The following is an 11,789-nucleotide window of genomic DNA, read 5'->3' on the forward strand; positions in this document are numbered from 1 at the left end:
TTTTCAAAATCCCAGTTTGACCTTTGCCCTTGTAGTGGACAGAAGCCTTGCCGCCGTCAGCTTCCGCCTTCCTTCTGATGCTCTTTCTTCCGGGTGAAGAACGCCTGTGCATCCTGGATTTCTCCTCTGATCAGGGACATTTCTTCGTCCAGGCGGAAGGCAGCCTCAGCAGCCCTTTTCAGCCTCATCTGTATATCCTTTGGAAATTGGCCGCGGTATTTATAATTCAATGAGTGTTCTATAGTCGCCCAAAAGTTCATGGCCAGCGTCCTGATCTGGATTTCAACAAGGATTTTTTTCTCGCCATTGATCGTTTGGACAGGATATCTTATGACGACATGATAGGAACGGTAGCCGCTTGCCTTTTTGTGGGAAATATAATCCCTTTCCTCTATCAGCTCGAAATCGTTCCTGCGGCGGAGCATTTCAACAACCAGTTTTATGTCATCCACAAACTGGCACATCATCCTCAAGCCCGCAATATCCTGCATCTCGGTTTCCAATTTATCAAGAGGTATCCCCTTTTGATTGGCTTTATCCAATATGCTCGCAATCGGCTTTACCCTGCCTGTCACAAATTCAATCGGGGAACTTGAGGAATCAAGTTCAAACTGGCCCCTCATCCCTTTCAGTTTTACCTTCAATTCCTCGACAGCCTGCTTATAAGGTGCTAAAAATTGATCCCAATGCTTCATGCGCATCTTCACCTCATCCCATTTTCTCTATTTTCCGGAGGAAGGCCGGGGTGCACCAGCCTTTCTGCCGGGGGCTATTGCGCTTTTCAGAAGGCGGCTTCCACCTTTGCCACCATTTCATCTCCATAATTGCTGTTGCCTTTAATATTCTCGATCAGATAGCCGAGTTCCTCCCTGAATTGAGGAAGGTGCAGCCTGCCAGGGCCGTTTGCCAGATAGGCATCCGCCCCTGCTGCGAGGGCCAGGCTCATGGCGGCCCATATGCCTTCTGATAGGACTATGTATGTATATTCATCATTGCTTTCCGCAATATAAACAAATGCCAGGTTATCTGAATCGACCAGCATCTGTCCATTCGCCTTAAGCCCATTAATATCCTGTTCTGTCTCCAGCAGCAGCTCATTCGTTTCTGTCAGTGCCGCATTGGTTATGTCTATTTTTTTATTCATGAATTCCAACCTCCCATACTCTCCCCTATTTTATCACAGGTTGTTTCTATATCCTAAGGATTGAAGTCTGTCTGAAAGAAAGAGATAATAAAAATGACTATACTCAGGGGAGCACACATAATATGAGCCATTCACAGCACATTGAAATAGAATACAAGAACATGCTGGAGCAGCATGAATTTGAGAAGGCGGCAGCCTTTCTGCAGGTTAAACCGGCAGATTTTTTCTTGCAGGAAAACCATTATTTTGATACACCGGACTTTAAGCTCAAGGACAAAATGAGCGCGTTAAGAATCCGTTTTAAAAACGGGACATATGAAATGACGCTCAAGCAGCCGGCAGACGAAGGGCTTCTCGAGACAAATATAGAGCTTTCGCAAACGGAAGCGGATGCCTGCATGCAAACAGGAAGCATCCCGGACGGCCACATAAAAGAGGCGCTTGAAATCATGAAAATTCCTGCTGCTGAACTTGAATACTTTGGATCCCTTTCTACCAAACGGGCCGAAAAAGCTTATAATGGCGGCCTGATGGTTCTCGACCATAGTTCCTATTTAAATTGCGAGGATTATGAATTAGAATATGAGGTAAGTGACAGCGAAAAAGGAAAGAAGGAATTTATCCTTTTCCTGAAACTCCTAAACATTCCCGAAAGAAAGACCGAAAATAAAATTAAGAGGTTTTACCGTCAAAAATTAAACATGAACACTGCTGAATGATTGATTAAAAGCTTTGGCAGTTATATAAAAGGAGACAGCAATGAACATTGACCAACTGAAAGTGATGCTTGAACTCCAGGCCCTCCAGAATTTCGGCGGCAACAGTACTCCTTCAGACTCCGGCTTGGGCAGTGTCTTTACCAGCATCATGAATGAAATGATGGCATCGGATGAGGCACCCGGCGGACAGGAGTCTGCAGAAACCGGACGAGAAACATTCTTGTCTGGAAAGATGGCTGCGGCACTTCCTCCAGTAAGCTTTACAAAGCTTTCCGGCGGAAATGGGGAACCTTTTTCAGATATCATCAATGAGGCAGCAGAGCTGTACAAGCTTCCTGCCAAGCTCATCCACTCTGTCATCAAACAGGAATCCAACTTCAATCCCGGTGCTGTCAGTGCTGCCGGGGCTTCCGGGCTGATGCAGCTCATGCCGGAAACAGCCAAAGGCCTTGGCGTCAAAAATATATTTGATCCCCGCGACAATATATTTGGCGGCAGCAAATATTTGCGTGAAATGATGGACAGATATGGGGGCAACATTGAAAAGGCGCTTGCAGCATACAATGCAGGCCCGGGAAATGTCGATAAATACGGAGGCATCCCTCCTTTTAAAGAAACTTTGAACTATGTAAAAAAAGTGACCGGCAGCTTCTTAGCATAAGAACCTTGCGAGAAAGCCTTCTGCAGCCCAGGCTATGCGGAAGGCTTTTTTTTTGCGGGAAAAACCTTCATATTGAGCTGACAATGGTTCACGCTGGAAAAATTCCGTGATATTGGTTAAAGTAATGAATGCCGCCACTTTGTGCTGCTTGTCCTCAAGCTATTTGTTTGAGATATAAAAAGGGCGTTGTTAAAATAAAGAAAGCACAGGAATATTAAAAGATAATGTTTCTGCTATAACTAATCTTTTGGAAACTTACTCATTAAACTCGAAAAGGAGTTTTTATAATGGCCGAGAAAATGACTGTACCGTTCGATGCTATTGGCGAAGAAAAACTTCACCGGCTTGTTGATGTTTTTTACAGCCTGGTTGGACAGCACCCTGATCTCGCTCCTATCTTCCCTGATGACCTGACTGAAACGGCCAGAAAGCAAAAACAGTTCCTGACACAATATCTTGGAGGACCTGCTTTATATACATCCGAACATGGGCACCCTATGCTAAGAGCCCGCCACCTCCCCTTCGAAATTACGGAAACAAGGGCAAAGGCATGGCTGTCATGCATGGAACAGGCTATGGATGCAACAGGATTGGAAGGCGACTTCAGGCAGCATTTCTTCTCCCGGCTCGCATTAACGGCACAGCATATGATCAATACACCAGAAAAAGATATGATGAAAGGTGAGAGCAAGTGAGGGAAAAAGAAACTTCTCAATTCATCCATGCATCTCCTCATTGCCAGGGCATCGAGAAAAAGCGGATTGAGATTTACATGTTCGTCGATCCTCTCTGTCCCGAGTGCTGGGCGCTGGAACCGATTATTAAGAAACTGATGATAGAGTATGGAAGCTACTTTTCCTTTAAGCATGTCCTTAGCGGCAGGCTTGCCTCCCTCAACATGGGAAGGAAGCAGAGGCTGGAAAGCCTCGCGGACTATTGGGAAAAAACCGCAAGCCGTTCAGGGATGTCATGTGATGGCAATGTCTGGTTTGAAAACCCTGTCTCGTCCCCGCATCTGGCTTCCATCGCGATAAAGGCAGCCGAGCTGCAGGGAAGAAAAGCAGGGATCCGATTTCTGCGGAAGCTGCAGGAGGTGCTTTTCCTTGAAAAGCAGAACATTTCAAACTTCGATGTCCTCAAATCCTGTGCACAGAATGTCGGGCTTGACGTTGTCGAATTTGTTGCCGATATCCACTCAGACAGCGCTGCTAAAGCTTTTCAATGTGACCTGAAAATCACTTCAGAAATGGATGTACAGGAAATACCTACTCTTGTATTTTTCAATGAAAATATTGAAGAAGAAGGAATTAAAGTCACAGGCTATTACCCTTATGAGGTGTATGTGCAGATCATTGAAGAAATGCTGCAGATGAAGCCTGAACCTTCTGAGCCGCCATCCCTTGAAGCATTCCTGAGATACTTCAAGCTGGTAGCAACCAAGGAAATTGCAGTTGTATACAATATGACGGTTTCACAAGTAGAAAAAGAAATGAAAAAACTCCAATTGAAGCAGCTGGTCGAACAGCTCCCTGCAAAATACGGGACTTTTTGGAGATATTGCGGAGAATAACACAGGATATAAGAAAAGCCCTGCAGATGCAGGGCTTTTCTTATATTTCAGGATGGGAGTATATGTTTCAATAATAGAAAGGGGGTTTGATCGTTTGTGAACTATGTAACAAATACATCATATCATACTGGCTGCAGAATGAACAATAGATTGTTCATCTCTTCACAAAATTGTCACGAAATTATCCCCCGCTTTTTGCATATACATAAACAAGCCCTGAAACCTGAAACCATAACCAGGAGGTTAAGTATGCTTAAAAGCAAAGTCATCTTATTTCTGATCATACTGGCAGTCACTGCTGCTTTCATTCTGAATATATTGGGCCTCATGAAAATGCTGCCCCTCATCATCACCTCCCCTCTCTTATTCGTGGCCCTACTAATCCTGGTGCTGTATATAAATGAAAGGAGGCGGTTTAAAGGTTTTTAAGCAGAAGTGCGGAGGTGACTGTTCAGGTGTGACCAGCAAGTCTGGAGCAGTTTTAAAGGGATGCCGAGGTGAAGGTTTGCAGAGTTGCTAATATATGGCGGAAGTTGCTAATATAATTGAAATCTTGCTAATATATGGTGAAAGTTGCTAGTAAACCAGGAAAGTTGCTAATAAACAGGAAAAGTTGCTAATATCGTCCTGCAGCAGCTTCCTTCCTGCCCGATGCCCGCTCAACTCCGCCAGTCCCTCCCATCCCTGCTCGCAAATAAGAACGGAAACCCGCAAATAAACTCAGCAGAGTCGCAAATATACCCCAAAACTCGCAAATATATTAAAAATCCTGCAAATATCCTCACAAACTCGCAAATATACGCCCCCCTCTTCCCAATCAAACTATTTCCAGTCCGCAAATAAGCGCCAAATCTCCAGATTCAGCGCATTACTCACCTTAAGTCTTCACTGCCGCACTTCTCCAATATACTTCAGCCCATCAAAATGCTCACCGGCAGCATTTCTTCATTTCATATTACAGTCCTAACTTGCAAATAGAAATATCAAAACATTAATGTTACCACTAAAAAAAGCACGCTAAATCATATACGATTTAACATGCTTTTTGAGTGGTTTCTCACATTGTGTGGACTTCACAAAGGGAATAAGTCCATCCCCTTTTCTGTTTTACTGCTTAACCCTGTTCAAGAGTTCTTCCATCTCGTTCAGCTTCTCCTCGAATACCTTGCAGGCATCTGCAATCGGAGCAGGGCTTGTCATGTCAACACCCGCTTTTTTCAGCACTTCGATCGGGTAATCCGAGCTTCCTGCTTTCAGGAAGTTGATATACCTTTCGACTGCCGGCTCACCTTCTTCGAGGATCTGCTTGCTTAGTGCAGTTGCGGCGCTGAAGCCTGTAGCATATTGATAAACATAGTAATTGTAATAGAAATGAGGGATCCGGGACCATTCCAGCCCGATTTCCTCGTCGATGATGATATCTTCTTCGCCGAAATACTTTTTATTAAGCTCATAATAATCCTGTGTCAGTGCCTCTGCTGTTAATGCCTCATTATTTTGGGCTTTCTGGTGGATCTGATGTTCAAATTCAGCGAACATGGTCTGGCGGAACACCGTGCCCCGGAACCCTTCTAAATAATGATTCAGCAGATAAAGCCTTTTTTGGTCATCATCAATCGTTTTCAGCAGATAGTCGTTAAGGAGGGCTTCATTGCATGTGGAAGCTACCTCTGCCACAAAGATTGAATAATTTCCGTAAGGATATGGCTGCGTTTTTCTTGTGTAGTAGCTGTGGACAGAATGCCCGAATTCATGCGCAAGGGTGAACAGATTGTTCACATTGTCCTGCCAGTTCATCAGAATATATGGATTTGTGCCATATGCACCTGAAGAGTAAGCCCCGCTTCTTTTTCCTTTATTCTCATGGACATCGACCCAGCGGTTTTCAAACCCTTCCTTTAATACTGAAAGATATTCCTCTCCCAGCGGCTCCAGTCCTTTTAGTACATAATCCTTTGCTTCATCATAAGGAATTTCCATCTTCACATCTTTGACAAGAGGTGTGAAGAGATCATACATATGAAGCTTTTCAAGGCCCAGGACCTCTTTTCTCAGCTTAATGTAGCGGTGGAGAAGATGGAGGTTGTCATTGACCGTATTGACCAGATTTTCATAGACACTTTCAGGGATATTATTATCCGAAAGTGCAGCATGGCGGGCAGAATCATAATTCCTGACACGCGCATAGAAATTATCTTTTTTGACATTGCTGCTCAAGGTGCTTGAAAAAGTATTCTTGAATTTACCATAAGTATCATATACCGCTTTAAAGGCATCCCTGCGGACTCGCTGATCGTCACTCTCCAGGAAACGGATATAGCGGCCATGGGTAACCTCGACTTCTTCCCCGTTTTCATCTTTAATGGATGGAAATTCAAGATCGGCATTATTCAGCATGCCAAATGTGTTCCCTGGTGCATCAAGGACTTCTGAAGCCTGAGCCAGCAGCGCTTCTGCTTCTGCAGATAATACGTGGGGCCTTTGAAGATTAATTTCCTCCAAAGAATGCTTATAGAGTCTTAGCTCTTCTTTTTCATCAAGGAAGCTGCTGATCTTCTCTTCATCGATTGCCAGGATCTCTGGCACAATATAAGCAAGGCTGCTCGCTGCCTGGGAATACAGATTTTTAATGCGGTCATCCAGTCCCTGGTAAAAGGAATTGGTCGTATCCTGGTCATATCTCATATGGGCATATGAGTAGAGCCTGCCCAGCCTTTCAAGGAGATGATCCTGGTATTGAAGCGCTTCATACAGCTTGTCTGCGCTGTCCCCCAACTTGCCCTGGAACCCGCCCGCATCAGGAAGCAGCTGCTTCACTTCCTGGAATTCTTTTTCCCAGGCATCGTCAGTTGAAAAAATATCTTCAAGCCTCCATGTATCTTCCGGCTTTATTTCACTTCTTGAAGGCAATTTCTTTACCGCAGTTTCATTTGCCATGTCTATATCCTCCATTTCAGTTATTTCGTGGTCCGAATAAAAATTCGGTTCACTAGTTATTTCTACCTTTAAAGGGAAATTCCTTCTTTATTATAAATCTCTCCTTATTGTATGTCAGTGATGCTGTTTTCATTATTCCCCATTTCATATGGGAAGGGAGTGTCTTCAGATCTCGCCATTCCTGTATAAAAGCGCATTCTCAGTAGTCCGGCTTCATCCATTGTCTTAGGGATAGTCCATTCGTGAGCGAGCCTGTATCTCCCCTCTCCTTCAAACTGAAAGACTCCGGATGCTGATAAATGGCAGAAATATTCTGTAACAGCCAGGCTGTATTCTCCTTCTGAAAGAGGGAGCTCCCTGACTTTCACATCTCCAGCACGTATGCGCCGCTTCAGAGACTGCATGATTTCATTCTCAGTCACCTTCTCTCCAGGTTTCAGGCCTATGAAACAGTCAGTATGCAGATACGCCTGCCAGACTAGCGGAGGTGTTGAAATCCAGAGAGAATGAAGGACAGGAATGCCGATATGCGGCGGGAGCAGGGAGAGATGTAAGCCTGCTTGATATATGGCCATGTAGAAGGGATGTTTGAATGTATTGGGGGTCAGCGAATAGGTTTGCTGGAGCTTGCAGATTTCCTTCTGCCAGTCTGCCGGCGGAAAACGGACAATCCGCGGGGCAGTTATTAGATTTGGAAATTTCATTTGATGCAGCGGTATGACAGAGAAGTCTGTCAGGACATTACGGGTGGTAAGCGGGCAGATGTTGGAGAGGAAAATAAAGCTCTGTACATCGGGGCAGTAAGAAAGCAAATGATATGGAGCATCTGATGAACGATTGACAAAAGAATAATGGAATTCAGAGAAGCTTGCTTTTCGGGCTGAGGTCCGCCTGATCTCTTTTCCTCCGAGTATCCAGATGGGCGTGAAGCCTGCCTCTTTGTAAGCACTAGTCCTGCTGGCGAAAAGCGATTCTGGAATAGGGGAGCACTGGAATTCAACGGCAAATTTCTTCCCGGCATATACAAAGCATATATCAGGGCGCTGTTTGATGCTTTTTATATAAGTTTCCAGCCTGGCATGCACATTATTGGCTATCAGCCACCGGTAAATATCCAGCTTTCCCTTCATATGGTACTCTGACTCATTTTCAAAGGATGCTTCACAGGAATATTCCTTATAATGGGCAAAGTGGGGTATCTTCCTGGTTCCAACCTTAAGCATTACCTTTTCCCTGCATACTGGACAGAGGAAGCTGCCCTCCTTTACCTTGAGCTTCCGCAGTGTTTCCCTATCCGTGAAGTCAGCAGAGTTGATAAACTTGCCTGATTTACGGATTGCTGTCAGCATAATTCTCCTCCTTTCTTTTTACATTACTATATAATTCGCTGTTTGAAATCGATATCCTGCCAGAGATTAACCCTTCATAGAAAAATGCCGCAGCAGCTGCTGCGGCATTCTCCTCATATGTTATGGTTATAGATCCTAAAGCAGTGGTGACAGCAGGCGTGCAGTTGATTCAAGCAGCCTGTACCCAATATGCCGCTTTCCGAACAGAGCACCTGTAATTTCCTGAGAATCATTAAGATCAAGCAGATATTCAGAAGCAAGCTTTTGTGAACTGTGAGTTTTAAAAAGGAAAGCATTGACTTCAAAATTCAGGTGAAAGCTTCTCATATCCATATTCGATGTTCCGATAGAAGCCAGCTCATTGTCTACAATCACAATCTTGCTGTGCATAAAGCCTTTTTGATACTCATAAATCTTGACGCCTGCATCAAGCAATTCAGGAAAATAAGACCTAGATGCATGGAAAACAATACGCTTATCCGGTCGATGCGGCACCAGCAGGCGGACATCCACCCCGCTCAGGGCAGCCACTTTGATGGCGGTGAATATGTCTTCATCAGGGATGAAGTAAGGAGAAGCAATCCAGACGGACTCTTTCGCAGAAGTAATCATCGAGAAGAAAATATTCTTAATGACACTCCATTCATTATCCGGGCCCCCGGCAATCAGCTGTACTCCGCCATGATTGTTCTCTTCGGGAACCGGAGTAAGATATTCAGCTGTCAAAAAGCTGTCATTGGTCATATAATACCAATCCTGCAGAAAAATGAGCTGCAGTGTACGGACCGCTTCCCCCTGCAGCATCAGGTGGGTATCACGCCAGAAACCGAAATGCGGATTGCGCCCCAGATACTCATCACCGATGTTAAGGCCGCCCATAAAACCTGTATTGCCGTCAATGACAATGATTTTACGGTGATTCCGGAAGTTGAATTTGCTGTTCAGGAGCGGCATTTTTACTGGACCGAATGCAACTGTCTCCACCCCGGATGACCTGAGGTCGCGAATATACTTCTTGGACATTTTCCAGGAGCCCACCGCATCGTACAAAAATTTAACCTTGACCCCTTCCCCCGCCTTTTGCATGAGTATCTCTTTAATCTCCATCCCGATTTGATCATGGCGGACAATATAATATTCCATATGGATATGATGGGTGGCATTCCGGAGAGATTCAAGGATCTGATTGAAGGTTTCTTCTCCATTTGTAAGGATTCTTGTGCTGGTAGCAAAGGAAATGGGGCTGTTCCCGATTTCATGGGCCAAACGGAAAAGCTTTCTTTGATGCTCCCCCATCTGCCGTACTTTTTCAGCATAATTTCTCCCATGGTTTTCCTGGACTTTCCTGAAAGCTTCTTTGTCCAAGAAATATTTTTTCCGGAACATCTTTTCCTTCCGGTAGTTCCGCCCGAAAAGGAGGTAGAAAATAAATCCGAGCAGGGGGAAACCGCCTAAAACCACGAGCCAGGTCAAAGTCTGTGAGGGGTGGCGGTTTTCAAGGAAAATGATGAACCCGATAAATATGACGGATAAAGTTACCAACAGGCTGAAGTAGCCCAGAAAGCCGCCATTGACCGGAAAAAATTTATTAATGGCAAAAAGGAGTAAGATCAGGAATCCGCTGAATATGGTAATCCTTACGGCGTTTTTCATTATGGCTGTCACCTGTCCCAACGGCAAAATCATGCTGCCTTCTATATACAAAGAAAACACCGATTTCATTCAGAAATCGGCATTGTTTAATCAAAATATTTCCTGAGCTCCCCGAAGACATCTCCATCTATTATAAGCTTACCGTATTCTTCAATCCGGTGGATCGTCGTCTGGGTTTCATGCCCGAATTCAAGCAGGATGCTCAAAGCATTATCAATCTGCTCTTCATCAAGATCTTCCTCATCAGGAAATTCAACATACAGATAGTATTTATTTTCAAATGAATAAAGCTTTGTTTCCAAGGAATCCAGGCTGGAAGTTTTGGAAAGGGAAATGATATCTTCAAAATCATCAAATTTCAGAAGAAACTCAAGATTATCTTCATAAGAAGAGTCTTCTTCATCTTCATGCTTTGTGAAATGCTGATCCAGCAAATCCTCGATCCTCTCTTCAACAGGCAGATCTTTCAGCTTATCCTCAGGAACGGGAAGTTCAAATTTCTGGCCGTCTTTGGAAAGCTGCGCCTTGGTGACCAGCACCTCTAGCCCTTTATCCAAAGCTTGTACCTGAATCCATAAAGGCCCTTCCACCATGAACTCTTCTTCCTGATGCACTTCGTCCATCATTTCCCAAAAGAGTTCCTCGCTCCGCTCGCGGTTGTACCAGATTTCATCCCGGTCAAAGCCTCTCTCTTCTATATCAATATAAGAAATGTAAAACTTGACAGTATTATCATTAATCCGTTCAATTTCCATTCAGAACTCTCCCTTCCGGCGATTGTTGAAGGGACTAAATACCCCCATAAGATGTTGTTTATATCCTTTACCCAATATAGTTGGCTCTAATCTTTCTAGGAAGGTAACAGTATTGTTGCCTTATACTCCTATTTTATGACAAAAAGGGGATAAAGGGAATTAAAATGAAGCAGGTTTCAAAAAACCATTGTATGCCTATATGCTTCATTTTAGTACATTTAATCTTACCAAAAATTTTAATTGTGTACAAACAACTGGCTTGCCGGAAAGCCAATATGGCCCATATAATTAATCAGTCAAGGAACGGAACAAAATAAAAAGCCCCTTATCTCAAAGAGATAAAGAGCTGATTCATCAGTTAACCATACGCTGTGCTTCCCGCAGCTGATACGTGCGTACTTTGCGCGGAAGGAATCGTCTGATTTCATCTTCGTTATAGCCAACCTGAAGGCGCTTTTCGTCAATAATGATTGGACGGCGCAGCAGGCCGGGATTATCCTTAATTAACTCAAACAGCTCTTGAAGCGGCATGGTTTCCAGGTTTACGTCAAGTTTTTGGAACGTCTTTGATCTCGTAGAGATAATTTCATCCGTACCATCTTCCGTCATACGGAGGATTTCCTTGATTTCATCAATTGAAAGGGGTTCGGAAAAAATATTCCGCTCTTTATAGCCTATTTCATGCTCCTCAAGCCATGATTTCGCTTTCCTGCAAGATGTGCAACTTGGTGAAGTGTATAATGTGACCATTTTACAAATTCACACTCCTTAAATTAGACATATATAAAGATCTTTTACAAGAATTATACTCAGAAAATATGAACCCTTAATTAAAATTACTTTAAATTAGTAATTTATATTAATTATTATACACCATTAAAGATGCATTTGGTATCCCTTTTTAGAAATATGCTAAAAGACTTATGCAAAGGTTCTACAGTTCATTTTTCTTAAGCATTCTACTATATAAGACGTATGAGAAAGATAAAAGTTTCAAAAAT

General features: G+C 43.7%; 12 protein-coding genes. 5 read left to right on the forward strand and 7 right to left on the reverse strand.

Features of this window, described 5'->3' with window-relative positions; translation table 11 throughout:
- Window positions 1-56: 56 nt before the first annotated feature.
- Both yjbM and RBB45_RS06460 read right to left on the reverse strand, forming a co-directional pair.
- Window positions 57-695, reverse strand: coding sequence for a GTP diphosphokinase (gene yjbM / locus RBB45_RS06455; protein ID WP_009794118.1), 639 nt, complete (start codon window positions 693-695; stop codon window positions 57-59).
- An 86-nt stretch (window positions 696-781) separates the two neighbouring features.
- On the reverse strand, window positions 782-1,144 hold the full coding sequence (locus RBB45_RS06460; RefSeq protein WP_129611877.1) for a UPF0738 family protein: 363 nt from the start codon (window positions 1,142-1,144) through the stop codon (window positions 782-784).
- 122 nt (window positions 1,145-1,266) lie between these two features.
- Between RBB45_RS06460 and RBB45_RS06465 the strand changes: the two genes are divergently transcribed.
- From RBB45_RS06465 to RBB45_RS06485, 5 genes are all read left to right on the forward strand, one after another.
- The gene (locus tag RBB45_RS06465; RefSeq protein WP_306009290.1) at window positions 1,267-1,863 is read left to right on the forward strand and encodes a CYTH domain-containing protein; all 597 of its coding nucleotides are present in this window, start codon (window positions 1,267-1,269) and stop codon (window positions 1,861-1,863) included.
- 40 nt (window positions 1,864-1,903) lie between these two features.
- On the forward strand, window positions 1,904-2,524 hold the full coding sequence (locus RBB45_RS06470) for a lytic transglycosylase domain-containing protein (protein ID WP_094768236.1): 621 nt from the start codon (window positions 1,904-1,906) through the stop codon (window positions 2,522-2,524).
- Between the two features lie 287 nt (window positions 2,525-2,811).
- On the forward strand, window positions 2,812-3,219 hold the full coding sequence (locus tag RBB45_RS06475; RefSeq protein WP_009794113.1) for a globin domain-containing protein: 408 nt from the start codon (window positions 2,812-2,814) through the stop codon (window positions 3,217-3,219).
- Window positions 3,216-4,094, forward strand: a complete 879-nt coding sequence (locus tag RBB45_RS06480; protein WP_009794112.1) for a ClpXP adapter SpxH family protein — start codon at window positions 3,216-3,218, stop codon at window positions 4,092-4,094. The genes RBB45_RS06475 and RBB45_RS06480 overlap by 4 nt, the downstream gene beginning before the upstream one ends.
- A 249-nt stretch (window positions 4,095-4,343) precedes the next feature.
- Window positions 4,344-4,523 (forward strand): hypothetical protein, encoded by a 180-nt coding sequence (locus RBB45_RS06485; protein WP_009794111.1) that lies wholly within the window; start codon window positions 4,344-4,346, stop codon window positions 4,521-4,523.
- A 678-nt stretch (window positions 4,524-5,201) separates the two neighbouring features.
- On the opposite strand, the gene pepF is transcribed toward RBB45_RS06485, so the two are convergent.
- From pepF to spxA, 5 genes are all read right to left on the reverse strand, one after another.
- Window positions 5,202-7,031, reverse strand: coding sequence for an oligoendopeptidase F (gene pepF, locus RBB45_RS06490; RefSeq protein WP_022543611.1), 1,830 nt, complete (start codon window positions 7,029-7,031; stop codon window positions 5,202-5,204).
- Window positions 7,032-7,135: 104 nt separating this feature from the next.
- Window positions 7,136-8,380 carry a competence protein CoiA gene (locus RBB45_RS06495; RefSeq protein ID WP_306009291.1) on the reverse strand — a complete coding sequence of 415 codons (1,245 nt, stop codon included), beginning with the start codon at window positions 8,378-8,380 and terminating at the stop codon, window positions 7,136-7,138.
- Window positions 8,381-8,515: 135 nt separating this feature from the next.
- Entirely contained in the window at window positions 8,516-10,033 is a 1,518-nt protein-coding gene (gene cls / locus RBB45_RS06500) for a cardiolipin synthase (protein WP_129611882.1), read from the reverse strand.
- A gap of 86 nt (window positions 10,034-10,119) precedes the next feature.
- Entirely contained in the window at window positions 10,120-10,788 is a 669-nt protein-coding gene (gene mecA, locus RBB45_RS06505; protein ID WP_094768239.1) for an adaptor protein MecA, read from the reverse strand.
- A 354-nt stretch (window positions 10,789-11,142) separates the two neighbouring features.
- On the reverse strand, window positions 11,143-11,538 hold the full coding sequence (gene spxA / locus RBB45_RS06510) for a transcriptional regulator SpxA (RefSeq protein ID WP_009794105.1): 396 nt from the start codon (window positions 11,536-11,538) through the stop codon (window positions 11,143-11,145).
- Between the last annotated feature and the right edge of the window lie 251 nt (window positions 11,539-11,789).

The sequence above is a fragment of the Bacillus sp. MMSF_3328 genome (assembly GCF_030733525.1).
Taxonomy (GTDB): Bacteria; Bacillota; Bacilli; order Bacillales; family Cytobacillaceae; genus Bacillus_AB; species Bacillus_AB infantis.

Bases quoted from the DNA above. Each gene is read 5' to 3' on its own strand.
- yjbM (WP_009794118.1), bottom strand. From the start codon at position 695: ATGAAGCATTGGGATCAATTTTTAGCACCTTATAAGCAGGCTGTCGAG.
- RBB45_RS06460 (WP_129611877.1), bottom strand. From the start codon at position 1,144: ATGAATAAAAAAATAGACATAACCAATGCGGCACTGACAGAAACGAAT.
- RBB45_RS06465 (WP_306009290.1), top strand. From the start codon at position 1,267: ATGAGCCATTCACAGCACATTGAAATAGAATACAAGAACATGCTGGAG.
- RBB45_RS06470 (WP_094768236.1), top strand. From the start codon at position 1,904: ATGAACATTGACCAACTGAAAGTGATGCTTGAACTCCAGGCCCTCCAG.
- RBB45_RS06475 (WP_009794113.1), top strand. From the start codon at position 2,812: ATGGCCGAGAAAATGACTGTACCGTTCGATGCTATTGGCGAAGAAAAA.
- RBB45_RS06485 (WP_009794111.1), top strand. From the start codon at position 4,344: ATGCTTAAAAGCAAAGTCATCTTATTTCTGATCATACTGGCAGTCACT.
- pepF (WP_022543611.1), bottom strand. From the start codon at position 7,031: ATGGCAAATGAAACTGCGGTAAAGAAATTGCCTTCAAGAAGTGAAATA.
- RBB45_RS06495 (WP_306009291.1), bottom strand. From the start codon at position 8,380: ATGCTGACAGCAATCCGTAAATCAGGCAAGTTTATCAACTCTGCTGAC.
- cls (WP_129611882.1), bottom strand. From the start codon at position 10,033: ATGAAAAACGCCGTAAGGATTACCATATTCAGCGGATTCCTGATCTTA.
- mecA (WP_094768239.1), bottom strand. From the start codon at position 10,788: ATGGAAATTGAACGGATTAATGATAATACTGTCAAGTTTTACATTTCT.
- spxA (WP_009794105.1), bottom strand. From the start codon at position 11,538: ATGGTCACATTATACACTTCACCAAGTTGCACATCTTGCAGGAAAGCG.